Raw genomic sequence first — 24,799 nt, 5'->3', positions numbered from 1 at the left:
TTTTTTGTTGGTGTTATTTTTTAGCAATACCCCAGCGCCAGACTCAAATTCGCAAATCGACGACAGTTAGTTCATGAGCATTGTTGTCTGGTTAAAAAAAGATCTGCGATCGGCTCACCACGCGCCGCTGGCGGCTGCAGCGGCCCTGCCGGGCGCGGCCTTGGCGGTGTTTGTCATGGAGCCCGAATGGTTGGCCAGCCCAGAATGCGATGCCCAGCATGTAGCGTTCACTCTGGCCTGCCTAGCCGAGCTGCGCAGTGTGCTGGCAGAGCGCGGCCTGCCGCTGCTGGTGCAGGTGGGGCCGGTGTTGCAGGTGTTTGCCGAGTTGCAGCGCAGCCATGGCTTTCAGCACCTGCTGAGCCACGAGGAAACCGGCTCCGGCTGGACTTATGCACGCGATCTGGCGGTGGGGGACTGGTGCCGTGCGCAGGGCGTGCAGTGGCAGGAGTTTGCCCACACCGGGGTCATCCGCCGCCTGCGTTCGCGCAACGGCTGGGCGGCGCGTTGGCAGCAGCGCATGGCGGCACCACAGGTGGCGATGCCTGCGGGCTGGGCTGGTGCGCGGGTCGCCATGTCGGATTTGCCCACGCTGGCCCAACTGGGCTGCACGCCCCATGGCCGCCAGTTGCAGGCCGCAGGCGAGGCGGCCGCGCGCGCCACCTTGCACAGCTTTTTGCATCTGCGCGGTGGCGACTATCGGCAGTCGCTGTCCAGCCCTTTGACGGCCGAAGAGGGCTGCAGCCGCCTCGGCCCGCATCTGGCTTTTGGCTCGCTGTCGGTGCGGCAGGTGTACCAGGCGACCGAGGCACGGATTGCGCAGATCAAGGCCGAGGGCGACCCGGACGGGCGGCACTGGGTCGCGGCTTTGCGCGGATTTTCGGGGCGGCTGCACTGGCACTGCCATTTCATGCAAAAGCTGGAGGACGCACCGCGCATCGAATTCCAGAACTTCGCCCGCGTGTGCGACGGTCTGCGCGAAAACGACTTCGATGCAGCCCGCTTCGAGGCCTGGTGCGCGGGCCAGACCGGCTATCCCATGGTCGATGCCTGCATGCGCAGCCTGCGCGCTACCGGCTGGCTGAACTTTCGCATGCGCGCCATGCTGGTGTCGTTTGCGTCCTACCACCTGTGGCTGCACTGGCGGGCTACGGGCGTGTTTTTGGCGCGGCAGTTTTTGGACTTTGAGCCCGGCATCCACTGGAGCCAGATGCAGATGCAAAGCGGCACCACCGGTATCAACACCTTGCGCATTTACTCGCCCACCAAACAGGCGCAAGACCACGACCCGGCCGGCGTGTTCATCCGCCGCTGGGTGCCCGAGCTGGCACAGGTGCCCTTGATATTGCTGGCCACGCCGTGGCGCATGGGTGCGGCGCAGCAGCGTAGCGTGGGCTGTGTGCTGGGCCAGGATTACCCTGCGCCTATCGTGGACGATGCGGCCGCGGTAAAGATGGCCAAAGAGCGGCTGTATGGCCTGCGCGGTACGGCAGAATCACGGGCCGAAGCGGATGCGATCCAGAACCGGCATGGCTCGCGCAAAGCGGGTTTGCCGCGCACAGGAATGGCCCGCAGCAAGTCTCCACGCGTGCCGCAGGCCTCACCGCAGCTGGATCTGTTTGTAGACTGAGGATAGTGGTTTTGCTATTTAATATGTAGCGTATACCGTATATTCCACCTGTGCTAGAGGCCAAAATGGCTAATAAAAATTAAAGGAGATAGCGGATATGGCTTGTATCGTCAAACCGTGCCGTAAGCGGGTCTTGCCCCTGCCGGGAGATGCAGGGCGCGTTGCATGAACAAGCTGGAAGGGGTACGTCTGCGGTGGGTGACATTTTTGGTGACTGGCGCGATGTTCATGGAGGTACTGGACGGCAACATCATCGCCACCGCCTTGCCAGACATGGCGCGCTCGTTCGGGGTGCATGCGGTGCAGCTCAACGTGGCGATGAGCGCCTACCTGCTGGCGCTGGGCGTGTTCATCCCGGTCAGTGGGTGGATTGCCGACCGCGTCGGCCCGCGCCAAGTATTCGCCTGCGCCATTGCCGGTTTCACGCTGACCTCGGTGGTCTGCGGGTTGGTCACGGACCTGCATACCTTCATCGCACTGCGGGTGCTGCAGGGTGCCAGCGGTGCGCTGATGGTGCCGGTGGGGCGCTTGCTGGTGCTGCGCCACACACCGCAAGCCGGGCGCATGGCGGCGATGTCCAACCTGGTCTGGCCCGCGCTGGTGGCCCCGGTGCTCGCGCCGCCGCTGGGCGGCTTCATCGTGAACCACGCCAGCTGGCACTGGATCTTTTTTCTCAACGTGCCGCTGGGCATGGTGGCCTTTGGCTTGGCGCTGTGGCTCATCCCGAAGCTGGAGCCTGCGACGCGCAAGCCCTTCGATTGGACCGGTTTTGTGCTGTGCGGCGGTGGCATGTTTGCCCTGCTGGGTGGGCTGGAGCAGCTGAGCAACGCGGTCGATGCGGTCAACCTGTTGGTGTGCGTGGGCGGCGGTATGTTGCTGGCCGCGGCCGTGCGGCATTTCCGCCGTGCAGCCAGCCCGATGTTGGACCTGGCGCCGATGCGCTTCCCTACCTTTCGGGCGGCCATGGTCGGCGGTTCCCTCGCGCGCATGGGGATCAGCAGCCTGCCGTTTTTGTTGCCGCTGATGTTCCAGCTCGGTCTGGGCATGGATGCCTTGCATTCGGGCCTGTGGCTGCTGGTGATGTTTGCGGGCAACTTGTCCATGAAGAGCGTGACCACGCCCATCCTGCGGCGCTTCGGCTACCGCCCGGTGATGCTCTGGAACGGGCTGCTGGTCGCGCTGTGCCTGGCTTCCTGGGCGCTGGTGGGGCCTGCCACGCCTGCTGCCGTGCTGGTGCCCATGTTGTTCATCAGCGGCATGACGCGTTCGATGCAGTTCACCTGCCTTGGCACCATCGCCTTCGCCGACGTACCCGAGCGGCAGATGGCCGATGCCAACGGGCTGTTCAACGTGGTCTCACAGGTCAGCATGGCCGCGGGCATCACCCTGGGTGCGATGGCGGTCCGCCTGGGCCAGGGGCTGTCGGGCTCGCTGGGCGTGGCCACGACTGCCTTTGAGTACAAGCTGGCGTTCGTGGTCGCCGCTACGGTCGCGCTGGTGGGCTTGCTGGACACCCTGCGCCTGCCCCAGGGGGCGGGGGACCATTTTGTGGCGCGTAAGTAGGGCTACTTCACCAGCGGCCGCACGGTGGTGAAGCCACCATCCACCGCAATTACCTGCCCCGTAATGCGCGCCGCGCCGTCACTCAGCAGCCAGGCCATGGCATCGGCCACCTGCACCGCGGTTTGCACGCCGCCTAGCGGGTATTGCTTGCCCGCGCCTTCGCGCATCGCGTCCATGCGCAGCATGCCGGCGGTCATGGGGGTGTCGGTCATGCCGGGGGCGACTACATTGACGCGCATGCCCAGCGGGGCGTAGGTGGCGGCGGCGCTGCGGGCCAGGGCTTCGATGCCGCCTTTGGCGGCGGCGATGGCTTCGTGGTTAGCTACGCCTATGCGCGAGACCACGCTGGAGGCGAGTACTGCCGCGCCTTGCAGCTTGGCCACGCGCAGGGCTTCCACCCAGGCTTGCAGCATGAAGAAGGCGCTGTCCAGGTTGATGCGCAGCACCTCGCGGTACTGGGCCGCCGTGCTGCGGTGCAGGGGCGCAATCAGGGTGCTGCCGACGCAGTGGGCCAGCAGCGTGGGCGGGCCACCGAGCTGGGCCACGCAGGCGGCAATCGCCTCGGCGGCACCTTCTGGCGTGGTGGTGTCGACGGCGATGTGGGCATCGGCTGCCAATTCGGCCAGCGTGGCGGCATCGCGGCCTACTGCGGCGACGCGGTGCCCTGCTTGGCGCAACTGGGCCACGACTTCACGGCCTATGCCACCGCGTGCGCCGGTCACCAGGGCGATCTGGGGGATTGTCGTTGTCATGGGGAGTGCTTTCTAAAGGGTGGTCAAACAAGGGGCCTGCCGACAGGCCTGCCAGTCCGGGGAGGTCGTGCAACTGGGTGATGCCACGCGCGGTGCGCGTCCACCACTGCGAGAACGAGGTGCAGGGGCGGGCGACTTCGGCAAACAACAGCGGGGCGGGTTCGACCTGGGCAAAGGCGCTCAGATCCACGTGTGCGTCGGCCACCGTGCGTACCGATCGTGCACCGCGCAGGGCTTGATGCAGCGTGGCGGTGTCGGCGTGCCAGCGGGCCGTGGTCAGCTCGGCCATGCGGGCCCCCACAAAGCTCCAGCGCAGGCGGCTCCAGGGCCAGGTGCTATGGAATCCTTCAAGATAGATGCCAATGCACAGTGTCTGGGCGGGCAGGTCCGGCGGGAGGCGCAGCGCCCAGGGGTGGACCAGCCAGACGTCGCGGCCGGCTACCAGCGCGGCATCGGGGGCGGTGACATCGGGCGGGGTGGGGGACACCGCGGGCTCCACCAGGCCTTCGGTTCCGGGCAACCCGGCTATGGCGCGTGGGCTGTGGGCGATGGCATCCAGCGCGGCGTAGGACGTATCGATCGCGCTGCCGGGGCTGTGCCAGTCGGGTGGCGAGTACTTAGCCACGTTTTCGGCGTTGAACAGGTAGGGCTTGGTGCTGCCCGTGCCCGCCACCCATTGCCAGCTCAGGTGGTTGCTGGCTAGGTCGCCGTCGAGCAGGTGGGCAATCATCCAGTCGGCCCCGGCGCACCAATGCACTTTGCGGATGTGCACGATGTAGCTGGCCAGCCACATGCGGGCGTGGTTGTGCAAGTAGCCGGTGGCATAGAGGGTGCGCACGGCGGTGTCGATGGCCGGGATGCCGGTGCGGGCCTGGAGGATGTCGGCGGGCATCTCGGGGGCGTAGGCGCTCTTGGGCAGCAGCCCTTCGTGCAGCGACTGCAAGATGCCGTTGCCCTGGTGCTGCCACACGTGGCGGAAGTATTCGCGCCAGCCCAGCTCGAAGACGAGCTTGTGCCCTATGTCCAGCCTGTGCTGCGCCGCCACGTCCGCCAGCACCTCGGGCAGGGTGACCAAGCCGTGGGTGATGTAGGGCGACAGGCCGGTGACGGCACCTTCGATGGCGTTGCGGCTACGGGCGTATTCGGCGGGGCGCACGGCTTTGAGGCGGGCCTGGGCGGCGGCCAGGGTGGGTTCGAAGCTCATGTAATACCTCCCACTGCACCGCTGCGAATGGCGGCGGCGCGTTCGGCCACGGCCTGCTTTTGCGTTTCGCTCAGGCGGGCCAAATTGCGCACCTGCAGCGCCATGCGCGGGTTCTTGGCCAGCAGCTTTTCGTGCCGCGCCAGAAAGTCCCAGTACAGCGTGGTGTACGGGCAGGCAAGCGCGCCTTCGCGCAGGGCCGGGTCGTAGCGGCAGCTGGCGCAATGCTGTTTGCTGCCCATGCGTTCGATGTATTTGCCGGTGGCGATGTAGGGTTTGCTGGCCATCAGGCCGCCGTCGGCGTACATCGCCATGCCCAAGGTGTTGGGCAGCTCCACCCATTCCACGGCATCCACGTAGACCGATAAGTACCAGGCGTGCACCTGCTGTGGCTCTACGCCCAGCAGCAGGGCGAACAGGCCGGTCACCATCAGCCGCTGGATGTGGTGGCTGTAGCCGTGGGCCAGGGTTTGTTCGATCGCGTCGTGCAGGCAGGCCATGTCGGTCTGGCCGGTCCAGTACCAGGCGGGAAGCTGCTCATGTGCATCCAGGGCATTGCGCTCGGCGTAGCCGGGCATTTGCGTCCAGTAAATGCCGCGCACGTACTCGCGCCAGCCCAGAATCTGGCGGATAAAGCCCTCTACACAGGCCAGCGGTGCCGCGCCCACTTGGTAGGCGGCTTCGGCGGCGGACACCACCTCGCGCGGGTTCAGCAGCTTGAGGTTCAGCGCCGCCGACAGGTGCGAGTGGTACAGCCAGGCCTCGCCCGGCCACAGGGCATCCTGGTAGCGGCCAAACAGCGGCAGGCGCTCGACGATGAAGGCATCCAGCGACTGCAGCGCCTGCGCGCGGGTGACGGGCCAGGCAAAGCTGTCCAGCGTGCCGGGGTGGCTGGCGAAACGGGTGTTGACCAGTGCGATGACCTCCTGCGTGGTGGCATCGGGTGCGAACGTGGTGCGGGGCGGCACGGTGCCGGGGCCGGTTTTGCCAAAGGCTTCGCGGTTCTCGGCATCGAAGTTCCACTGGCCGCCAGCGGGCTGCTCGCCTTCCATCAACACGCCGTGCTGTTTGCGCAGGGCGCGGTAAAAATATTCGAGGCGGATGGTTTTGCGGTCTTGGGCGTGGGCGGCGAACTGGCGCACGGTGGCGTAGAAGTGGCGGTCTTCGCGCACGTCCAGCGGCACACCTGTTTGCTTGGCCACGGCCTGGATCGCTTGGTACACACGGAAATCACCTGCACCGCTGATGATGCATGCGCGAGGCGCTAGTTTTTCTATAGCAAATTGCAATTCGGCGGCCAGATTGCCCTGGTTGTCGGCCTGGTCTAGGCGGGTGTAGTGCAATGGCAGACCTGCATCCCGCAGGCCTTTGGCAAAGTGGCGCATGGCCGCCAGAAACAGGGCGATGCGCTGCTTGCTGGACCAGATGTGGGTGGACTCCTCGGCCACTTCGGCCATCCACACGGCATCTTGTGCGGGGTCGAAGTCGTCGAAGGCGCTAGAGGCTAGGTCAAGCTGGTCGCCCAGCACGATGACCAGGTTTCTAAGCATGTTTGGCCTTGGGGGCTTGTCGGCAGGCATCGGAGCAGTACTTCACCTCGGCCCAGTTTTTGGCCCAGCACTTGCGCCAGGCCATGGCCCTGCCGCAAGCCACACAGGGCTTGCTGGGCAGGGACTGCTTGTTGCCCTTGAACGTAGCAGCGGGCATCAGGCCTTCTTGGCCCAGGCGCTGCACCAGCCTTTGGCGCTGACCACTTTGCCTGCAAACAGCGGGCAGGCACCGGCGGCATCGGCCGGTTTGCCCTGGTACAGCGCACAGCTACCGCACATCTGGGCCGCGGCGTGGTTGGGATACTTTTTGGCATCCACCTTGGTGGTGTCGGCAGCATAGCCCAGGGCGGCGGCCTGGGGGTCTTTTTCATCGACCTTGGCCTGGGCGTGCACGCTGGTGCTGAGGGTGGAAAGGGCTGCACTGGTGGCCGCAAGGGACATCAGGAAAACGCGTCGTGGGTGGGTCATTTTGGGTATCTCCTGCCGATGTTCCCCAGGGGAAGATCGGCGGACTGCCTCCGTCAAAAGCAACGGTGGCCGGAGCATACGCAAGACCAGCGCGCGCCGCTTTGATCAAAATCAATACGCAGCAGTTTAGTCTGATACTACTCAGTCACTTTTTCAATCACCCTGTGATCCGCGGTGCGCCCAGCCGGTGGTGTGCTTCTCAATGAAGCTGAACAGCTCGTACATCACCATGGCCATCGCGCCCACCACCATCAGCCCGGCAAAGGCCAGGCCCATCTGCATGCTGGAGCCGGCCGAGATCAATAAGTAGCCAATACCTTCGTTGGCGGCGGTCATCTCCGACACCGTGGTGCCCACAAACGCCAGGGTGATGGCCACCTTGAGTGAACCAAAAAAGTAGGGCATAGAGCGCGGCAGGCCCACCTTGGTGAGTACGTCCCAGCGCTTGGCACCCAGTACCCGCAGCACGTCTTCCAGCTCGGGCTCCAGCGTCGCCAGGCCGGTGGCGATGTTGACCATGATGGGGAAGAAGCTGATCAAAAACGCGGTGAGGATGGCCGGGCCGGTGCCAATGCCAAACCACACCACCAAAATCGGCACAAACGCGACCTTGGGCAGGGCGTTGAAGGCCGTCATCAGCGGGTAGATGGCGGCGAACGCCAGGCGCGAGCTGCCCACCACAAAGCCCAGCAGCACGCCGACCACAATCGCCAGGCAGAAGCCCGCCATCGTCACCCAGTAGGTGCGCCAGGCGTGGGCGGCGATGGTGCCTTTGAATTCGACCAGCTGGGTCCAGATGCGCCAGGGGCTGGGGAAGATGAATTCGGACACGTTGAAGGTGCTGCAAATGCCCTGCCACAGCAGCAGGATGGCCAGCAGCAGTACCCAGGGCGACCAAGTTTCTAATGTTTTCTTGTGCATAAATAGGAGATTCTTTGTAAGTCAGGGGGCGACGGGCGACCCCTCGTGAAACACCGTGGAACCGGCTTTGCCGGGCCACAGGTGTTGCCCCCTGCAAGGGGGTGGGCGCTACATGCGTTATCGACCCTTCGGGCCGATCCCGGGGAAGTGAGTAGCCTGGGGGTGTTCACTTGTTTCTGCCGATGTGGCCGCGCAGGGCGTGCACGATGTCGGTGAACGCGGGCGTGTAGGTCAGCTCCAGGTCGCGCGGGCGGGGCAGGTCTATGTGCTGTTTGTGCATAAAGCGGCCCGGGCTTTTGCCCATCACGTACACCGTGTCGGCCAGAAACACCGACTCGCGCAGGTCGTGGGTCACCAAGATCACGTTGAAGCGCTGCTCGGTCCACAGGTCGCGCAGGATGCACCACAGCTCTTCGCGGGTAAAGGCATCGAGTGCGCCAAAGGGCTCGTCGAGCAGCAGCATTTTGGGTTCGTGGATGAGTGCGCGGCAGATGCTGGCGCGCTGCTGCATGCCGCCCGAGAGCTGCCAGGGAAACTTGTCTTCATAGCCGCCCAGCCCTACCTTTTGCAGCAACTGGCGGGCGCGCTCCACGTATTCCTTGCGCTTGGCTTTGAAATTGGAGCGGTAGGGCTCCACGATTTCCAGCGGCAGCAGCACGTTGTCTACCGTGGTGCGCCAGGGCAGCAGCGATGGTGCCTGGAAAGCCATGCCCGATATCTTCAGCGGCCCGGTGACCGGCTGGCCGTCGATGCGGATACTGCCCCTGGACGGCATCTTCAGCCTGGTGGCCAGCTTCATGAAGGTGGACTTGCCGCAGCCCGACGGGCCGACGATGGCGATGAATTCGCCCTGCTGCACCTGCAGGTCGATCGCCTCTACCGCAAACTGGTTCTGTGCCAGCAATGTGTCGTTGTAGGCCAGCCAGACATCGCGGAAGTCCACAAAAGGAGGTGTGTTCACAAATTTATAAGAAATAGGCCTCTAGCGTAGATTCTGCTTACGCTAGTAGCTATTAAAAAAATAGTAATTACTTTTTGGCGGATAAAACGTTTAACTCGGCCGCACTGGGCAAAAAGCTGCCGTTCCACACCGCGTCGGGGTTGACCCGCGTTTTGGTGGCAAATGCGTCCGACACCTGTGAGGCCATCAGCGACAGGCGCGGTGGCGTGGTTTGGCCAAAGCCCTCGACGCGGGCATTGGGGGTGTTGATGGCGGTGTCGATGGCCATGTTCAGGCGGCGCAGTTCCAGGGGTGCGTTGATGATGCCGTCGCGGGCCTTTACGTCTTCGATGGCGGCGGCAGGCCGGACGATGACTTCTTTCATGCCCTTGGCAAAGGCCTGCAAGAAGGCTTTGACGGCGGCCGGGTTCTCCTTGATGAGCTTGGGCGAGGCGATGATGGCGTTGCCGTACAGCTTCACGCCAAACTGCGGGTAGGGCAGCACCAGTACGTCGGCGGCTTGGGTGCCGCGCGCTTCCAGGTTCAGCAGCGAGGTGAAGGTGAAGCCGGTGATGGCATCCACGTCGCCGCGCACCAGCATGGTTTCGCGCAGTGGTGGGTCCATGCTGGTCCACTGCACGCCGGTAATGCCGTTGGCCTTGGCAAAGATGGGGAAGGCGCGGCGGCCTGCGTCAAACACCGGGGCACCGAACTTTTTGCCGCTCAGGTCGGCGGGGGTTTTGATGCCGGATTTCTTCAGCACCATCACCGAGGCCGGGGTGTCGGCGTAGACCATCATCACCGCCACCGGCTTGTTGGGCGCGTCGGGGTTGTTGGCGTGGAACTACATCAGCGCGGCCATGTCGGAAAAGCCCATGTCGTAGGCCCCCGAGGCTACCCGCGTCACAGTGCCGCCCGAGCCGTTGCCCACGTCGATCGTCACGTCCAGCTTGGCATCCTTGAAATAGCCACGGGCCGCCGGGGTGAGGAACAGCGCTGCCGGGCCTTCGAAGCGCCAGTCGAGCTGGAACTTGATGGGCGTTGTCTGGGCGAAGGCGGGGGCGGTGAGCAGCAGGGCGGCGCTGGCAAGGACGGTGTGCAGAAAGACGCGTTTTTTCATCGGGACTCCAAAGGGGTATCCAAACGTTACAGCAATAAGGGTGCCACTAAAACAAAAAAGCGCACTATAAAAGTGCGCATTTTTTGCCTGCGATCACCCCAATTGCAAAGGAATCAAAGCTGGTGCAATCCCCGCAGGGGAAACCAGCGCCTCCAGAACACCATGGAACTGGCTTTGCCAAGCCGTAGGTGTTGCCCCCTGCGTGTCGCATCGGTTTTGGCAAACCGATGCGAGGGGGTGGCGCTGCGACACGAAGTGCGCAAGCCTAGGGGTGTACCTACTTGCGGAAGGTCACCGCGTTGGCTACTGCGAGCGCTGTCATGTTGACCACGCGGCGCACGGTGGCCGATGGGGTCAGGATGTGTGCCGAGGCGGCTGCACCCAACAGGATGGGGCCGACCGTCACGCCGTTGCCGCCGGTAACCTTGAGCACGTTGAACAAGATGTTGGCCGCGTCCAAGTTGGGGCAGACCAGCAGGTTGGCTTCACCGTGCAGGTTGGTTTCGGCATCCAGCAGCGCGGCTTCGCGCATGGGCTGCAGCAGGGCGGTGTCGCCTTGCAGCTCGCCATCGGACTCGATGTCCGGGGCCATGGCCCTGAACAGTTCGTGGGCGGTGCGCATTTTGCGGGCCGAGGGGCGGTCGGATGAGCCGTAGTTGGAGTGCGACAAAAACGCCACCTTGGGCGGCAGGCCGAAGCGGGCCACTTCGTCGGCGGCCATCACGGCGATGCTGGCGAGCTGCTCGGCGGTGGGGTCTTCGTTGACAAACGCGTCGGTGATGAACAGGGTGTGCTTCTCCAGCATCAGCGCGTTCAGTGCCGCAAAGCCAGACGCACCTTTCTTCAAGCCGATGATGTCGTTGATGTGCTGCAAATGCCCTTCGTAGCGGCCCAGCAGGCCACACAGCATGGCATCGGCATCGCCCAGGCGCACCATCAGCGCGGCGATGGTGGTGTTGGAGCGGCGCACGGCGGCCTTGGCCACGTCTTGCGACACGCCGCGGCGGCCCATCAGGCGGTGGTAGGTTTCCCAGTACTGGCGGAAGCGGGCGTCGTCCTCGGGGTTCACCACTTCTACATCGGTACCCACGCGGATGCGCAGACCGGCTTTGAGAATGCGCGCCTCGATGACGGCGGGGCGGCCGATCAAAATGGGGTGGGCCAGGTTTTCGTCCACGGCGAGCTGGGCGGCGCGCAGTACGCGTTCGTCTTCTCCTTCGGCATAGGCTACGCGCTTGGCGTTGGCAGGCACGGCCTTGGCAGCGCTGAACACCGGGCGCATGAACATGCCGGTTTGGTAGACAAAGCGCATCAGGCTTTGGCGGTAGGCCTCGTAGTCCTTGATCGGGCGGGTGGCTACGCCGGACTCCTCGGCGGCCTTGGCCACGGCAGGGGCGATGCGCAGAATCAGGCGCGAGTCAAACGGCGTGGGGATCAGGTATTCGCTGCCAAACACCAGCTCTTTGCCCGAGTAGGCGGCGGCCACTTCTTCGCTGATGTCGGCCTTGGCCAGGTCGGCAATCTGGCGCACGCAGGCCAGCTTCATGGCTTCGGTGATCTTGGTTGCGCCGCAGTCGAGTGCGCCCCGGAAGATGTACGGGAAGCACAGCACGTTGTTGACCTGGTTCGGGTAGTCCGAGCGGCCGGTGGCAATGATGCAATCGGGGCGCACGGCCTTGGCCAGCTCGGGGCGGATTTCGGGCTCGGGGTTGGCCAGCGCCAGGATGATGGGCTTGGCGGCCATGGTTTTGACCATTTCGGCCGTCAGCACACCGGCGGCGGAGCAACCCAGGAACACGTCGGCGTTGTTGACCGCGTCGGCCAGCGTGCGGGCCGAGGTGTCTTGGGCATAGCGCTCTTTGGACGCGTCAAAACCACCGGGGCGGCCCTGGTAGATGATGCCTTTGGAGTCGCACGCGAAGATGTTCTTGCGCTGCACGCCCAGGCCGACCATCACGTCCAGGCAGGCAATGGCGGCGGCACCGGCACCGGACACCGCTACTTTCACGTCTTCGATCTTCTTGCCCACCAGCTCCAGGCCGTTGAGCAGGGCGGCCGACGAGATGATGGCCGTGCCGTGCTGGTCGTCGTGGAACACCGGGATGTTCATGCGCTCGCGCAGCTTTTGCTCAATGTAGAAGCATTCGGGGGCTTTGATGTCTTCCAGGTTCACGCCACCCAGCGTGGGTTCCATGGCGGCAATGATGTCCACCAGCTTGTCGGGGTCGTTCTCGGCCAGTTCGATGTCGAACACGTCGATACCGGCGAATTTCTTGAACAAACAGCCTTTGCCCTCCATCACTGGCTTGGAAGCCAGCGGGCCGATATTGCCCAGACCCAGCACCGCTGTGCCGTTGGTGATTACGCCGACCAGGTTGCCGCGCGAGGTGTATTCGGCCGCCAGGGATGGGTCGCGCTGGATGTCCAGGCAGGGGTAGGCCACGCCAGGGGAGTAGGCCAGCGACAGGTCGCGCTGGTTAGACAGCGGCTTGGTCGCGTTGACCGAGATTTTTCCCTTAGTGGGGGTGCAGTGGTATTCGCGGGCTGCGTCGCGCAGCGCCATTTCTGCGGGGGAAATGTCTTGTGCCATTTTGCTGTGTGTCCTCTTTGGTGTTGTTGCTGCGTAAATCCGAATTAGATGTGTAAGCCTAACGCAAGCAATCACGGATAGTCCCGGTGGAGACTACCTATTCCGATGCAAAAAATGTATCTGAGTATGTTGCTTACCCCAGGCTACACACTGCGTGTTTTCGCCAACGCCCTTGGCTAGGGGGCAACACCAGCAGCTTGGCAGAGCCAGTTCTGCGGTGTTTCGCGAAGGGATGCCATACCGCTGATGGGGTGGTTGCTGGTTCGTTACTTCAACAAATCCACCAGCGTGCGCGCGATCACCTTGGTGGCGCGGCGCAGGTCTTCCAGGCTCAGGCGTTCGTCGGCGCGCTTGGCGTGGGACTCCAGCACGGTGCGGGGGCCCGCGCCGTAGATCACGCCGGGGATGCCCGCGGCGGCGTACAGGCGCACGTCGGTGTACAGGGGGGTACCCATGGCCGGGATGGGTTCGCCAAACACCGCCAAGCCGTGCTTCTGGATGGCATCGACCAGCGGCTGATTGCCGGGCAGGGGCTGCATGGAGTGGGCCAGCAGCAGGCGCTTGACATCTACCATGATGCCGGGCTGGCTGGCGGCGGCATCGGCAATCACTTGGCGGATGTTGGCTTCGACTTCAACCGGGTTCTCCTCGGGGATCATGCGGCGGTCGAGCTTGAACGTGACCTTGCCGGGAACCACGTTGGTGTTGGTGCCGCCTTGGATAGTGCCCACGTTCAGGTAGGGGTGGGTGATGCCTTCCACGTTGGACGTGACCTGCTGGTACAGCGTGTTTTGCGCGTACAGGGCGTTCAAAATCTGTACCGCGCCGTGCAGCGCGTCTACGCCGCTGGTGGGAATGGCGGCATGCGCCATCTTGCCGTGCACGGTGACTTCCATCTGCAGGCAGCCGTTGTGGGCGGTGACGACCTGGTAGGAGAAGCCTGCGGCGATCATCAGATCGGGCTTGACGATGTTGTTTTTGAGCAGCCAGCCGGGGCCGAGTTCGCCGCCGAATTCTTCGTCATAGGTGAAGTGCAGTTCGACCGCACCTTTGAGCGGCAGGCCCAGGGATTCGAGCGCCCGCACGGCGAAGGTAAAGCTGGCGAAGTCGCCCTTGCTGACCGCGGTGGCGCGGCCAAAGATGTGGCCGTCGGCAATTTCACCGCCGTAGGGCGCGCGGGTCCAGCCGTCGCCGGGCGGCACTACGTCGCCGTGGGCGTTCAGGGCGATGGTTGTGCCGGGACCGTATTGGCGGCGTACCACTAGGTTGGTGATGGATTCCATGCCTGCGGCGGCCACTTCGGCGGCGGGTACGGGGTGCTTTTCCACCGCCAGGCCCATGGCTTCCAGCAGTGTGGCGGCGCGGTCGGCGTGGGGGGCGTTGTTGCCGGGCGGCGTGTCGGTGGGGACGCGGATGAGTTCTTGCAAAAAGGCGACTTCTTCGTCGAAATGCTGGTCAATCCAGGTATCGAGCGGGGCGTAATCTGTCATGGAGTGCTTAGTCGGGAGAGAGGTTGTTCAAAAGATGGTTCAGCAGGTGGGAGAAGGCATCCACGGCCAGTTGCATATCGTCTGCAGTGCTGCTTTCCAGAGGGTTGTGGCTGATACCGGCGTTTTGGCCGCGCACAAACAGCATGGCCTGGGGCATCACTTCGTGCAGCTTCATGGCATCGTGGCCCGCGCCGCTGGGCATGCGGTGCAGGGGCACCCCCAGGGACTCGACGGCGGCTTCCCAGCGCTGCTGCCACAGGGGTGCGCTGGGTGCGGCGGCCGCGCGCATGGTTTCTTCCAGCGTGTAGCGCAGGCCCCGGCGGTCGCAGATGGACTGCAGCTGGGCGAGTACATCGTTGGCCAGGGCATCGCGCTGGGCGTTGTTCGGGGCGCGCAGGTCCAGGCTGAAGTTGCACTGGCCGGGCACCACGTTGATGGAGCCGTTGGGCACCTGCAGCATGCCCACGGTGCCGACCGAGTCGCCGTCTTGCCCGGCGCGTTGCTCGACGTACAGCGCCAGTTCGGCCACGGCGGTGGCGGCATCGCGGCGGCGGTTCATGGGCGTGGTGCCCGCGTGGCAGGCCACGCCCAGCACTTCGCCGGTGTAGCGCACGCTGCCGTTGATGGAGGTGACGATACCCAGCGGAATGTCCAGCTCATTGAGTACCGGGCCCTGTTCGATGTGGACTTCGACAAAGCCCAGGTAGTCGGCCGGGTTGCGCTGCAGGGCAGGGATGTCGTTAACTTGCAAACCGGCGTGGGCCATGGCGGTGCGCATGCTGATGCCGTCCACATCGGTCTGGTCCAGCCAGCTGGGGTTGAAGTGGCCGATCAACGCGCCGGAGCCGAGGAAGGTGGCCTTGTAGCGCTGGCCTTCTTCTTCGGCAAAGCCCACAACTTCAAAGTGGAACGGCAGGCGTTTGCCTTGGCTTGACAGGGCTTGCACACAGGCCATGGGCACAAAAATGCCCAGGCGGCCATCGTACTTGCCGCCGTTGCGCACGGTGTCATAGTGGCTGCCGGTGAGCAGGGTTTTGGCATCGGGCGTGGCGGCCAGGTAACGGCCCACCACATTGCCCACGGCATCGATCTGCACGGTGTCAAAACCGCAGTCGCGCATGCGCTGGGCGATCTGGGTGGCGCAGGCGCGGTGCGCGTCGGTCAGGTAGGTGACGGTGAGCTGGCCATGTTCGGCGTAGCCGGGGTCGGTGTGGACGCTTAAGTCTTCTTGCCAGTCCCACACCGTGTTGCCCTGCGCGGGGTGGGTGTCAAACGCATCATTGAGGCGGATTTCAACGATGCGGTGGATGTTGCGCAGCGCTTCGGCGTGCTCAAAGTCGGCCGGGTTGCGCAGGCGGCGCACAAAGGTGTCGATGATCTCCTGCTTGCGCAGCCCCGCGCCGCGCGGCCCGCGCACGGCCAGGATGAACGGGAAGCCGAACTTCTGGCCGTAGTCGGCATTGAGCTGCTGCAACTGGGCCAGCTCTTGCGGCGTGCAGCGCGTCAGGCCGGCCTGGTTTTGTTCATGGCTGGATTCAGCGGTGAGCGGCTCGACGGCTTTGCCCGCCAGCTCGGGGTGGGCGCGGATCAGGTCCAACTGGGCTTGTGTGCCCGCTTCGCCCAGCACCTGCACCATGGCGTACTTAAACGCGGCCAGCGAGGCAAAGGGCCGCGCGCACAGGGCCTTTTCTGCGATCCAGGGGGAGTGCTCGTACAGGCCGGGTAGCTGCTGCAGTACCTCGTGCTGGGGAGCGGTGTTGAGGAAGGCGAGCGTCAAGGGCATGGGTGTTTACAAGGGGGGCTACAGGGCTGCTACAGGGCTGTAAGGGTGGACTTTTTGCCAGTGTTCGGCGATGTCGATGCGGCGGCAAATCCAGACCCGTTCATGGCTTTGCACGTAGTCCAGAAATTTTTGTAGCGCACCAAACCGGCCCGGTCGGCCCAGCACCCGGCAGTGCATGCCGATGCTCATCATCTTGGGGGCGTCCTCACCCTCGGCGTAGAGCACGTCAAAGCTGTCCTTGAGGTACTGCAGAAAGTGATCGCCGGTGTTGAAGCCCTGTATCTGCACGCAGCGCATGTCGTTGGTGTCCAACGAGTAGGGGATGACCAAGCGCGGCTCTACCGTGCCGTCGGTTTTGGTGGTGGGCATCCAGAACGGCAGATCGTCACCGTAGTAGTCGCTGTCGTAACTGAAGCCGCCTTGGTCGGCCAGCAGACGGCGCGTGTTGGGGCTGTCGCGGCCGGTGTACCAGCCTTGGGGCCAAAGGCCTCCGGTCATCTTGCGGATGATTTCGGCACCCACAGCCATGTGCTCGCGCTCGGTGGCTTCTGGCAGGTTTTGGTAGTGGATCCAGCGCCAGCCGTGGCAGGCGATTTCATGGCCCAGATCGACGAAGGCTTGCGTGAGTTCGGGATGGCGCTCCAGGGCCATGGACACGCCAAAGATAGTCAGCGGCAGGCCGCGCTTTTCGAACTCGCGCAGGATGCGCCAGGAGCCCGCCCGCGAACCGTATTCGTACATCGACTCGATGGTCATGTGCCGGTCGGGGAAGGGCTGGGCGGTGATCAGCTCGGACAAAAATGTTTCCGAGGCTGCATCGCCGTGCAGCACATTGTTTTCGCCGCCTTCTTCGTAGTTGAGTACGAACTGCACCGCGATTTTGGCCCGGTTGGGCCACTGGGCGTGGGGGACGTTGCGGCCATAGCCGACCAGGTCGCGGGGGTACGGTTGGGGGGAGGGGGCGGATGTCTCGGTCATGGCAGCTTCAAAGCACAACTTGGGCCAGTGCGTCAGGCCAGCGCCATCGCAATATCGTTGCTGGGGATTTTGCGGTCGAAAGTGAGGTTGGCTTCGACGTTGTGCAGATGCTGGTCCATCAGGCGCACGGCCAGCGCTTCGTCTTTGGCGGCCAGCGCCTTGATGAGCTCGTCGTGGTCGTCGCTGGCGTGGTCGGTGGGGTTGTCGGTCTGGTACATGAGGGTGATGAGCGAGCAGCGCGACAGCAGCTCCACCATCATCTGTACCAGCACATCGTTATCCAGCAACTCGGCCATGCGGATGTGGAAATTGCCCAACACTTCAGTGCGGTTGGTCAGGTCTTTGTCTTTGAGCGCGGCTTTTTCAATCACGGCCTGTTCTTTTAAGGCCTTGATTTTGCTTGGCGTGATGTCACGCACCAGGGAGCGCACCATTTCAGCCTCTAGCATGCGGCGCACAGAAAACACCTGGCGGGCTTCGGCCACCGACGGCGCGGCCACAAAGGCCCCGCGCGCAGGCTCCAGCCGGATCAGGCGGTTTTGTGAGAGCTGGAACAGGGCTTGCCGAACCAGGGTGCGGGATACACCAAAATGGTCGGCTAGCTTTTGTTCAGCCAGTTTGGTGCCGGGGTGGAGCCGGTGCTCGACAATCGCCTTGGTCAGTGCTTCGACGATCGTATTGGTATTGGTCGTGGTGGATTCCATACCACCATAATAACGCAAATTTTGTACTGTATACAAATTTGTTTGGTTACAACGTATTTGATTATGTGAGGACACGTATGGGATTAAGCACACACGTTTTGGATACTATGCACGGCAGCCCTGCAGCTGGTATGGCAGTGGAGCTTTACTCAACGCAGGGTGAAAGCAGCACTTTGCTGAAGCGTTTCATTACTAATTCTGATGGCCGCAGTGATGGCCTTTTACTGGATACCGCCAGCTTGCAGGTTGGCACTTACAGGCTCACGTTCGACGTGGTGGGGTACTTTAAGGCTCGTGGCGTGGTGTTGCCCGAGCCGAATTTTTTGAACCGGGTGAGTCTGGACTTTGGTATTGCCAACACCCAGCAGCACTACCACGTGCCGCTCTTGGTCAGCCCCTGGAGTTACTCCACCTACCGCGGTAGCTAAGTGAATTTGGCGCAGCCCCAGGCTGCAGTTCTGCGGTGTTTCTGGACGGCGTGTGTTCTGCCTGCACGAGGAAGCTGAGTAGTTACGTTAATTTATAAAAAATAGGCCTCTAGCGTATATGTAATCTATGCGAGTAGCTCTATTTTTTATAGTATTTTGCTGGCTTGCCTAAAGTTGGCCTTCGGTCAACGTATCAAGCTGGAACTGCCCGCTTTTGTCCCACAGCCAGGTGTCGGTGTAGGTGACGTGGCCCAGGCGCGACGGTGGCGGAAAGGGGGAGGCGGCGTACACGGTGCGCTCGATTTCTGCGATCACCTCAGGGGCGTGTTTGGGCGCGCGCATCCAGTGCAAACCGGTGACCAAACCCTGGCGGTCCACGTGCACTTCCAGCACCCCCACGGCGTATAAATTCGGCTGCAGCTTGCCTTGGTAGATGCGACTGGCGTTGCGTTCGTACAGGTGGCGGGCGGCATCACGGCGGTAGTCGCGTGGCGTGGTGGCGGTGGAGATTTTGGGCGGTGCCGCAGGCGTGGGGGCGGGTGCTCCCGGCTTGGAGCTGGCTTGGGGCGCTGTGGGGGTAGCCGACTGCCCAGCAGGGGGCGTGGGCGCAGTACCGCATCCGGCCAGCAGGGTGGCGATGGCGGTGGAGAACCCTGCCAACGCCCAGCGCAAAGAGTGGCGTGCAGAACGCGTTTGTTTCATCATTTCAATCGATTAGGTTGACTTGCCATGTTGTGTGCCATGCATACTTCGCAGGTGACTTCTACAGACGCTTTAATCCAGCATTTACAGCATGCGCCCGCCGTATTGGTTATGGTGCAGTCTACCCAAGGCTCGGTGCCGCGCGGGCCGGGCACCTGGATGGCCGTGCTGGCCGACCAGTTGGTGGGCACCATCGGCGGCGGTAACCTCGAATTCCAGGCGATGGCCGAGGCACGTGCCCGTTTGACCGGAGCCCCGGGGGCCGAGGTGGTGCGCTACCCGCTAGGCCCCAGTTTGGGGCAATGCTGTGGGGGCGTGGTGCATTTGCGGTTCGAGGTGCTCACCAAGGCCGATGTACATCGCCTGCGCGCCGACCTGGCTGCCGTACATCCGCCCGTGGCCTTGTTTGGTGGTGGCCATGTGGGCCATGCGCTGGTGCAGGTGCTGGCGCGCCTGCCATTTGCGCTGACCTGGATCGACAGCCGCGACGGCATCTTCCCCGCCGATCTGCCCGCTTCTGTGCGCTGCGAACATTCCGACCCGGTGCAGCAGGCGGTGCAGGACATCGCGCCCGGCAGCCCGGTGCTCATCATGAGCTTCAGCCACGTCGAAGACCTGAACATCGTGGCAGCCTGCCTGCAGCGCCAGCGTAGCCGGGGCGATCTGCCTTTTATCGGCCTGATCGGCAGCCAGACCAAATGGGCCAGTTTCAGCCACCGGTTGGTTGCGCGCGGCTTCAGTGAGGCCGAGCTGGCCCAGGTCACCTGCCCGATTGGCGTGCCCGGCATCTCCGGCAAAGAGCCCGAGGTGATTGCCGTTGCGGTAGCGGCACAGTTGTTGCAAAGGCTTACTACATAGAATCAACCGGTCGCAGCGGTGCAGAGCCAACTCCCCGGGGCTTTTGTGCGTGACCTTTTAGTGCCTACAGCGCCCGCAGTGGTGGGCATCGCAATACTGTCAAGGGTGAGTGACACATGGAAAGTTATTACCTCGACTGGGCCAACCTGCTGCTGCGCTGGGTCCACGTCATTACCGCCATCGCCTGGATTGGCTCATCGTTTTACTTCGTCTTTTTGGACAGCAGCCTGACCCCGCCGGTCGATGAAGATCTTAAAAAACAAGGCGTGAGTGGCGAGCTGTGGGCCGTACACGGCGGCGGTTTTTACCACCCGGTGAAGTTCGCTGGTGCGCCGCCGCAGCTGCCCAAGCACCTGCACTGGTTTTACTGGGAAAGCTATTCGACCTGGCTGACCGGTTTTTCGCTGTTCACCGTCACCTACCTGTGGAACGCCAGCACCTACCTGGTCGACAAGTCGCTGATGAACTGGTCCAGCGGCGCAGCGGTGAGCGTGGCGCTGGCGTTTTTGGTTGTGTGCTGGATGGCCTACGACTGCATCTGCCAGATATTTGGCAAGCGCAAGGGCGGCGATGCCATCGTGGGTGCACTGGTAGCGGTGCTGGTGTGCGCCGCGGCATGGCTGGCCTGCCACTGGTTTGCCGGGCGCGCGGCCTTTTTGCTGGTAGGCGCGATGATCGCCACCACCATGAGCGCCAACGTGTTCTTCTGGATCATCCCCGGCCAGCGCACGGTGGTGGCGGCCATCAAGGCGGGCCAGCCGGTCGATCCCATCTATGGCCAGCGTGGCAAACAGCGCAGCGTGCACAACACCTATTTCACGTTGCCAGTGTTGTTTGCCATGCTGAGCAACCACTACAGTTTTACCTACACCCACCCGCAGAACTGGCTGGTGCTGGTGTTGATGATGCTCGCGGGCGCGGCGATCCGGCAGTTTTTTGTGCTGCGCCACGGCTACCTGCTGGGCCGTAACCGGCACCCCATCGGCTACGCACTTGTGGGTCTGGCGGTGATTGCGGGCGTGATTGTCTGGATGAAACCCCTGCCTGCTCCTACTTCTGTAGCTGCTAGTGAAGGTGGGGCCAAGGCAAAGCCGGTTATTTCATATGAAAAAGTGCAGGCGGTCATTGCCCAGCGCTGCTACATGTGCCACGGCCCGCAAGTGCAAATGAAGAACGTGCGGCTGGATTCGCCCGCCAACCTGAAACTGCATGCGCAGATGGTCTACCAGCAGGCAGTGGTCACCAAAATCATGCCGATGAACAACGCCACCGGCATCACCGATGCCGAGCGGGCGCTGATCGGGCAGTGGTTCGAGGGCGGCGCGGCGGTGGACTAAACCGCGTCCGGCACAGGTGTGAAGTGCAGATGCATAAGCTGCCAGTCTTGCGGCGTTTTGCGCCATAGCTCGCTGAAGAAGACGCTGCTGTGCGGCGTTTCATCGATCAAGGTCTGGCTTTGGCCCGAGACCACGGCAAATTCACCGTGGTATTGCAATGACAAGCTGGCATCCTGCTTGTAGGCCGTGTCGGGAAACCACATATCGGCCTGCACCGCGCGCGAGATGCCGTGCAATTGCTCCCATTTAGATTGCACACCGCTGGCATGCACTACGCAAAACGAGTCGGCCTGTACGGTGGCCATGAAGTCGGTGTCACCGGCGAAAAATGCGGCATACCAGTCTTCGCGGGTGTTCAGTAAATTGAGGTTGTCCATAGTTTCTTTTTAGTGTTTGCCACACACCGGCGGACCCCACAAAGGGCAGGCCGTACTGGCGGAATGCGAAACGGCACCAAGGCCGCGATGGGGTGATTATCCCGTGCTCTGTAAGCGCTTTGGATTGGCAGCCGAGTTCTGTGTGCTGATCGTCTTTCTGGGGGCTTTGCACTCTGTGCGTGCAGCCAGTGTGCCCGCCCTGCTACCATTCTTGGATGTTAATGAAAACACCCGACGCTATTAATTCTGTTGCGCTGGCCGATGCCCGCGACGGTGAGGGCACGCCCGTGTCTGTCAAGATCCGTGAGCGGCTGCTGGCCGCACGCAAACGGTTTAACGCCAACGACAACATTGCCGAGTTCATCCAGCCCGGTGAACTGGAGCTGCTGCTCGACGAAGTGACCGACAAAATGCAGGGCGTGCTCAGCAGCATGGTGATCGACACCGACCGCGACCACAACACCAACAACACCGCTCGCCGCGTGGCCAAGATGTACCTCAAAGAGGTATTCCAGGGCCGCTACGTGGTGACACCTAACATCACTGAATTCCCCAACGCCGAGCACTTGAACGAGCTGATGATCGTCGGCCCCATCACCGTGCGTAGCGCCTGCTCGCACCACCTGTGCCCTGTGATTGGCAAGATATGGATCGGTGTGTTGCCCAACGAGCACACCAACGTGATTGGCCTGTCGAAGTACGCGCGTTTGGCCGAATGGATCATGGGCCGCCCGCAAATCCAGGAAGAAGCCGTGGTGCAACTGGCCGATCTGATCCAGGAGAAAACCCAGCCCGACGGTCTGGCCATCGTCATGGAAGCCAGCCACTACTGCATGGGCTGGCGTGGCGTAAAAGACATGGACAGCAAGATGATCAACTCGGTGATGCGCGGTGCTTTCTTGAAAGACCCGAACTTGCGCCGCGAATTTTTGGCCCTCATTCCTAGAAAAGGCTAACGCCATGCTTGTACGTTTGCTCTACGCCAGTCGCGCGCTGGACACCAGCCCTGGCGCTATCGAAGCCATCCTGGCCCAGTCGCGTCAATACAACCCCGCCTGTGGCATCACCGGCATCTTGTGCTACGGCGGCGGCATATTCTTGCAGGCCATCGAAGGCGGGCGCATGCCGGTCAATGAGCTGTATGGCCACATCCAGCGCGATGCGCGGCACAAAGACGTGGCTTTGCTGCACTTTGAAGAAATTTCCGAGCGCCGCTTTGGTGGCTGGACCATGGGCCAGGTCAACATCCTCAAGTTGAACCAGTCGATTTTGCTGAAATACGCCGAAAAGCCCGAGCTGGACCCGTACGCGGTCTCGGGCAAGGTGTCGCTGGCCTTGCTAGAAGAGCTGATGGCCACCGCCTCTATCGTCGGGCGCGTCTAACTGTCCCCACCGACCCATCCAACCCGCAAGCCTTAACCGACTTGCGGGTTTTTGTTTTTTCGCATGTCCCCTTTTGCCTTGTGTCTGGTGTTGCTGGCGGGCCTGATCCACGCCAGTTGGAATATTGCCGCCAAAAAAGCCGGCGGTGACGCGCACTTTGCCGTCTTCTCGGGGATGGTCGGTATGGTCGTGTGGGCCCCGCTTGGCATCTGGCTGGGGCTGGACGAAGTGCCGCGCTGGAATGCCACCCAGTGGGGCATGCTGGCCCTCAGCGCCTGCGTGCATGCCCTGTATTTTGTGGTGCTGCTGCGCGGCTACCGCAAGGCCGATCTGACCGTGGTCTACCCGCTGGCGCGTGGACTGGGGCCGTTGGTTTCGTCGCTGGCGGCGGTGCTTCTACTGGGTGAACGCCTCACCATCTGGGGTGCTCTGGGCCTGGTCGGCGTGGTGCTGGGCGTGTTCCTGATCGCCGGGGGCCCTAGCCTGTGGCGGGCTCCGCGGGATCCGGTCAACGCAGCCCGTTTGCACGCAGGTCTGCGCTACGGCGCACTCACGGGGCTGTGCATAGCCTGCTACACCGTGGCCGATGGCTATTCGGTCAAGGTGCTGCTGATCTCCCCCTTCATGTTTGACTACGCCAGCAACGTGCTGCGCATGGGCCTGATGGGTTCCACCGTGTTGCGCGACCTGCCTGCGGCCCGGGTGCTGTGGCGGCAGCAATGGCGCTACGCGCTGGTGGTGGGCATCCTGAGCCCCGTCTCTTATGTGCTAGTGCTGTATGCCGTGCAAACTGCACCCTTGTCCCACGTGGCCCCGGCGCGCGAAGTGTCGATGCTGTTTGCGGCATTGCTGGGCGGACATTTGCTGGGCGAGGGTCAGCGGGGCACCCGGCTGCTGGGTGCGGGCTGCATTGCGCTGGGCGTGGTGGCACTGGCCCTGGGTTAGAAATGGCTGTGACCGAATTTCTGGGCTGCGATTTCTCCAGCAGCCCCAACGCCCGCAAAAACATCGTGCTGGCCTGGGGCCGGGTGGCCGAGGGGCGCGTGGTTTTGCAGCGCCTGGAACGCCTGTCCTCACTGGCTGCATTTGCCGCTGTGTTGGTCGAGTCACGGCCTTGGGTGGGCGGCTTCGACCTGCCGTTTGGCTTGCCGCGCGAACTGGTGGAAAGCTTGGGCTGGCCGCTGGAGTGGGCGGCTTGCATCCGCCACTTTGCGGGCCTGGAGCGGGCGCAGATTCGCAGCCTATTCGCCGCGTTTTGCGATGCCCGGCCAGTGGGTGGGAAATTTGCCCACCGCGCCTGCGACGCGTTGGCGGGCTCCAGCCCATCCATGAAATGGGTCAATCCGCCCGTGGCCTACATGCTGCATGCGGGCGTGCCTTTGCTACTGGATGCCGGGGTGGATTTCCCGGGCTTGCATCCAGGCGATCCACAGCGCGTGGCCCTGGAAGCCTACCCTGGCTTGTTGGCGCGCGAGGTGCTGGACGGCTGGACTCCCAAGGCCCAAGGAACCGGACGGCGCAGTTACAAAAGCGACGATAAGGCTAAGCAAACCCCACAGCGGCTGGCTGCACGGTCCGACCTGGTCCACGCACTGGAGGCGGGGCAAGGCGCACATGGGCCCCTGCGGTTGGGCATGCGTTTGCAACTTACAACACGGCAGCGTACCGAACTGGTGGCCGATGCCAGTGGTGATGCGTTGGATGCAGTGCTATGCATGCTGCAGGCCGCTTGGGCCGCTCAGCAACATGCAGCGTGTCAGCCGCGCTACGGGCTGCCTGGCCATTTCGACCCCCTGGAAGGCTGGATCATCACTGTGTGATGCAACTTGCTTGATACGGGCTGGGGTCGCTGTATAGTTATTAACGAATACTTACTGATTCTTTCAGTGTGACCTTGCCCTCGAAAAACGTATCCCTTGCTGAGTGTTTAAATTCACGCAAGGAGAACGGAAATGACGAAGACGGCGAGAGCGCGATACACGCTCGAATTCAAGCAAGAAGCAGTGCGACTGGTCGAGGGAGGTCAG

At 62.9% G+C, this 24,799-nt stretch carries 23 protein-coding genes and 1 pseudogene; 9 read left to right on the top strand and 15 right to left on the bottom strand.

Going from position 1 to position 24,799, the window contains the following annotated elements; genetic code table 11:
• Positions 1-73 precede the first annotated feature (73 nt).
• Together Q0T48_RS05465 and Q0T48_RS05460 are read left to right on the top strand one after the other, a co-directional pair.
• Complete coding sequence (locus tag Q0T48_RS05465; RefSeq protein WP_295953512.1) at positions 74-1,627, top strand: cryptochrome/deoxyribodipyrimidine photo-lyase family protein; 1,554 nt, start codon at positions 74-76, stop codon at positions 1,625-1,627.
• Positions 1,628-1,792: 165 nt separating this feature from the next.
• Positions 1,793-3,190 (top strand): MFS transporter, encoded by a 1,398-nt coding sequence (locus Q0T48_RS05460; RefSeq protein WP_295953508.1) that lies wholly within the window; start codon positions 1,793-1,795, stop codon positions 3,188-3,190.
• Between the two features lie 2 nt (positions 3,191-3,192).
• Here Q0T48_RS05460 and Q0T48_RS05455 read toward each other — a convergent pair whose 3' ends face one another.
• The 13 genes and pseudogenes from Q0T48_RS05455 to Q0T48_RS05395 form a co-directional block, all read right to left on the bottom strand.
• Complete coding sequence (locus tag Q0T48_RS05455) at positions 3,193-3,942, bottom strand: SDR family oxidoreductase (protein WP_295953505.1); 750 nt, start codon at positions 3,940-3,942, stop codon at positions 3,193-3,195.
• Positions 3,881-5,146, bottom strand: a complete 1,266-nt coding sequence (locus Q0T48_RS05450; protein WP_295953503.1) for an FAD-binding domain-containing protein — start codon at positions 5,144-5,146, stop codon at positions 3,881-3,883. The genes Q0T48_RS05455 and Q0T48_RS05450 overlap by 62 nt, the downstream gene beginning before the upstream one ends.
• The gene (locus Q0T48_RS05445) at positions 5,143-6,693 is read right to left on the bottom strand and encodes a cryptochrome/photolyase family protein (RefSeq protein ID WP_295953500.1); all 1,551 of its coding nucleotides are present in this window, start codon (positions 6,691-6,693) and stop codon (positions 5,143-5,145) included. The genes Q0T48_RS05450 and Q0T48_RS05445 overlap by 4 nt, the downstream gene beginning before the upstream one ends.
• Positions 6,686-6,850: a DUF2256 domain-containing protein gene (locus Q0T48_RS05440; RefSeq protein WP_295953497.1), complete on the bottom strand. Its 165-nt coding sequence runs from the start codon at positions 6,848-6,850 to the stop codon at positions 6,686-6,688. The genes Q0T48_RS05445 and Q0T48_RS05440 overlap by 8 nt, the downstream gene beginning before the upstream one ends.
• Positions 6,850-7,161, bottom strand: a complete 312-nt coding sequence (locus Q0T48_RS05435) for a high-potential iron-sulfur protein (RefSeq protein WP_295953495.1) — start codon at positions 7,159-7,161, stop codon at positions 6,850-6,852. Before Q0T48_RS05435 ends, Q0T48_RS05440 begins: the two co-directional genes overlap by 1 nt.
• 153 nt (positions 7,162-7,314) lie before the next feature.
• The gene (locus tag Q0T48_RS05430) at positions 7,315-8,082 is read right to left on the bottom strand and encodes an ABC transporter permease (RefSeq protein ID WP_295953492.1); all 768 of its coding nucleotides are present in this window, start codon (positions 8,080-8,082) and stop codon (positions 7,315-7,317) included.
• Between the two features lie 166 nt (positions 8,083-8,248).
• Complete coding sequence (locus tag Q0T48_RS05425) at positions 8,249-9,043, bottom strand: ABC transporter ATP-binding protein (protein ID WP_295953490.1); 795 nt, start codon at positions 9,041-9,043, stop codon at positions 8,249-8,251.
• Positions 9,044-9,110: 67 nt separating this feature from the next.
• Positions 9,111-10,142 (bottom strand): annotated as a pseudogene (locus Q0T48_RS05420) (ABC transporter substrate-binding protein).
• A 277-nt stretch (positions 10,143-10,419) separates the two neighbouring features.
• Entirely contained in the window at positions 10,420-12,732 is a 2,313-nt protein-coding gene (locus Q0T48_RS05415; protein WP_295953487.1) for an NADP-dependent malic enzyme, read from the bottom strand.
• A gap of 266 nt (positions 12,733-12,998) precedes the next feature.
• Complete coding sequence (locus Q0T48_RS05410) at positions 12,999-14,222, bottom strand: M20/M25/M40 family metallo-hydrolase (RefSeq protein WP_295953484.1); 1,224 nt, start codon at positions 14,220-14,222, stop codon at positions 12,999-13,001.
• A gap of 7 nt (positions 14,223-14,229) precedes the next feature.
• Positions 14,230-16,005, bottom strand: a complete 1,776-nt coding sequence (gene uraD / locus Q0T48_RS05405; protein ID WP_295953481.1) for a 2-oxo-4-hydroxy-4-carboxy-5-ureidoimidazoline decarboxylase — start codon at positions 16,003-16,005, stop codon at positions 14,230-14,232.
• Between the two features lie 18 nt (positions 16,006-16,023).
• Positions 16,024-16,983, bottom strand: coding sequence for an allantoinase PuuE (gene puuE, locus Q0T48_RS05400; RefSeq protein ID WP_295953479.1), 960 nt, complete (start codon positions 16,981-16,983; stop codon positions 16,024-16,026).
• 32 nt (positions 16,984-17,015) lie between these two features.
• The gene (locus Q0T48_RS05395; RefSeq protein WP_295953477.1) at positions 17,016-17,687 is read right to left on the bottom strand and encodes a GntR family transcriptional regulator; all 672 of its coding nucleotides are present in this window, start codon (positions 17,685-17,687) and stop codon (positions 17,016-17,018) included.
• A gap of 77 nt (positions 17,688-17,764) precedes the next feature.
• On the opposite strand from Q0T48_RS05395, the gene uraH reads away from it, so the two are divergent.
• Complete coding sequence (gene uraH, locus Q0T48_RS05390) at positions 17,765-18,115, top strand: hydroxyisourate hydrolase (RefSeq protein ID WP_295953570.1); 351 nt, start codon at positions 17,765-17,767, stop codon at positions 18,113-18,115.
• 168 nt (positions 18,116-18,283) lie between these two features.
• On the opposite strand, the gene Q0T48_RS05385 is transcribed toward uraH, so the two are convergent.
• Positions 18,284-18,817 (bottom strand): hypothetical protein, encoded by a 534-nt coding sequence (locus Q0T48_RS05385; protein ID WP_295953568.1) that lies wholly within the window; start codon positions 18,815-18,817, stop codon positions 18,284-18,286.
• 39 nt (positions 18,818-18,856) lie between these two features.
• On the opposite strand from Q0T48_RS05385, the gene xdhC reads away from it, so the two are divergent.
• Both xdhC and Q0T48_RS05375 read left to right on the top strand, forming a co-directional pair.
• Positions 18,857-19,675, top strand: a complete 819-nt coding sequence (gene xdhC, locus Q0T48_RS05380) for a xanthine dehydrogenase accessory protein XdhC (protein ID WP_295953475.1) — start codon at positions 18,857-18,859, stop codon at positions 19,673-19,675.
• Between the two features lie 116 nt (positions 19,676-19,791).
• Positions 19,792-21,012, top strand: a complete 1,221-nt coding sequence (locus Q0T48_RS05375) for a urate hydroxylase PuuD (protein ID WP_295953474.1) — start codon at positions 19,792-19,794, stop codon at positions 21,010-21,012.
• Here Q0T48_RS05375 and Q0T48_RS05370 read toward each other — a convergent pair.
• A complete protein-coding gene (locus Q0T48_RS05370; RefSeq protein WP_295953471.1) occupies positions 21,009-21,389 on the bottom strand; it encodes a nuclear transport factor 2 family protein in 381 nt (126 codons plus the stop codon). The two genes, Q0T48_RS05375 and Q0T48_RS05370, sit on opposite strands and share 4 nt — an antisense overlap.
• Before the next feature lie 221 nt (positions 21,390-21,610).
• Between Q0T48_RS05370 and folE the strand changes: the two genes are divergently transcribed.
• The 4 genes from folE (at position 21,611) to Q0T48_RS05350 (ending at position 24,592) form a co-directional block, all read left to right on the top strand.
• Positions 21,611-22,345, top strand: coding sequence for a GTP cyclohydrolase I (gene folE, locus Q0T48_RS05365; protein WP_295953468.1), 735 nt, complete (start codon positions 21,611-21,613; stop codon positions 22,343-22,345).
• A gap of 4 nt (positions 22,346-22,349) precedes the next feature.
• Entirely contained in the window at positions 22,350-22,772 is a 423-nt protein-coding gene (locus Q0T48_RS05360) for a BLUF domain-containing protein (protein ID WP_295953465.1), read from the top strand.
• Positions 22,773-22,835: 63 nt separating this feature from the next.
• Positions 22,836-23,717, top strand: a complete 882-nt coding sequence (locus Q0T48_RS05355; RefSeq protein WP_295953463.1) for an EamA family transporter — start codon at positions 22,836-22,838, stop codon at positions 23,715-23,717.
• Between the two features lie 2 nt (positions 23,718-23,719).
• The gene (locus Q0T48_RS05350; RefSeq protein WP_295953460.1) at positions 23,720-24,592 is read left to right on the top strand and encodes a DUF429 domain-containing protein; all 873 of its coding nucleotides are present in this window, start codon (positions 23,720-23,722) and stop codon (positions 24,590-24,592) included.
• Positions 24,593-24,799: the final 207 nt, after the last annotated feature.

The sequence above is a fragment of the Rhodoferax sp. genome, from assembly GCF_025354435.1.
Lineage (GTDB): Bacteria > Pseudomonadota > Gammaproteobacteria > Burkholderiales > Burkholderiaceae_C > Rhodoferax_B.
The sequence above is the reverse complement of the archived record's forward strand: the minus strand, read 5'-3'. Positions and strand labels throughout refer to the sequence as shown.

Coding starts and splice junctions, on each gene's coding strand:
- Q0T48_RS05375 (WP_295953474.1), top strand. CDS start 19,792: ATGGAAAGTTATTACCTCGACTGGGCCAACCTGCTGCTGCGCTGGGTC.
- Q0T48_RS05410 (WP_295953484.1), bottom strand. CDS start 14,222: ATGACAGATTACGCCCCGCTCGATACCTGGATTGACCAGCATTTCGAC.
- Q0T48_RS05360 (WP_295953465.1), top strand. CDS start 22,350: ATGCTTGTACGTTTGCTCTACGCCAGTCGCGCGCTGGACACCAGCCCT.
- Q0T48_RS05350 (WP_295953460.1), top strand. CDS start 23,720: ATGGCTGTGACCGAATTTCTGGGCTGCGATTTCTCCAGCAGCCCCAAC.
- Q0T48_RS05440 (WP_295953497.1), bottom strand. CDS start 6,850: ATGCCCGCTGCTACGTTCAAGGGCAACAAGCAGTCCCTGCCCAGCAAG.
- Q0T48_RS05430 (WP_295953492.1), bottom strand. CDS start 8,082: ATGCACAAGAAAACATTAGAAACTTGGTCGCCCTGGGTACTGCTGCTG.
- folE (WP_295953468.1), top strand. CDS start 21,611: ATGAAAACACCCGACGCTATTAATTCTGTTGCGCTGGCCGATGCCCGC.
- Q0T48_RS05385 (WP_295953568.1), bottom strand. CDS start 18,817: ATGAAACAAACGCGTTCTGCACGCCACTCTTTGCGCTGGGCGTTGGCA.
- Q0T48_RS05435 (WP_295953495.1), bottom strand. CDS start 7,161: ATGACCCACCCACGACGCGTTTTCCTGATGTCCCTTGCGGCCACCAGT.
- Q0T48_RS05455 (WP_295953505.1), bottom strand. CDS start 3,942: ATGACAACGACAATCCCCCAGATCGCCCTGGTGACCGGCGCACGCGGT.
- Q0T48_RS05460 (WP_295953508.1), top strand. CDS start 1,793: ATGAACAAGCTGGAAGGGGTACGTCTGCGGTGGGTGACATTTTTGGTG.
- Q0T48_RS05370 (WP_295953471.1), bottom strand. CDS start 21,389: ATGGACAACCTCAATTTACTGAACACCCGCGAAGACTGGTATGCCGCA.
- Q0T48_RS05445 (WP_295953500.1), bottom strand. CDS start 6,693: ATGCTTAGAAACCTGGTCATCGTGCTGGGCGACCAGCTTGACCTAGCC.
- puuE (WP_295953479.1), bottom strand. CDS start 16,983: ATGACCGAGACATCCGCCCCCTCCCCCCAACCGTACCCCCGCGACCTG.
- uraD (WP_295953481.1), bottom strand. CDS start 16,005: ATGCCCTTGACGCTCGCCTTCCTCAACACCGCTCCCCAGCACGAGGTA.
- Q0T48_RS05355 (WP_295953463.1), top strand. CDS start 22,836: ATGTCCCCTTTTGCCTTGTGTCTGGTGTTGCTGGCGGGCCTGATCCAC.
- Q0T48_RS05450 (WP_295953503.1), bottom strand. CDS start 5,146: ATGAGCTTCGAACCCACCCTGGCCGCCGCCCAGGCCCGCCTCAAAGCC.
- uraH (WP_295953570.1), top strand. CDS start 17,765: ATGGGATTAAGCACACACGTTTTGGATACTATGCACGGCAGCCCTGCA.
- Q0T48_RS05415 (WP_295953487.1), bottom strand. CDS start 12,732: ATGGCACAAGACATTTCCCCCGCAGAAATGGCGCTGCGCGACGCAGCC.
- xdhC (WP_295953475.1), top strand. CDS start 18,857: ATGCATACTTCGCAGGTGACTTCTACAGACGCTTTAATCCAGCATTTA.
- Q0T48_RS05395 (WP_295953477.1), bottom strand. CDS start 17,687: ATGGAATCCACCACGACCAATACCAATACGATCGTCGAAGCACTGACC.
- Q0T48_RS05465 (WP_295953512.1), top strand. CDS start 74: ATGAGCATTGTTGTCTGGTTAAAAAAAGATCTGCGATCGGCTCACCAC.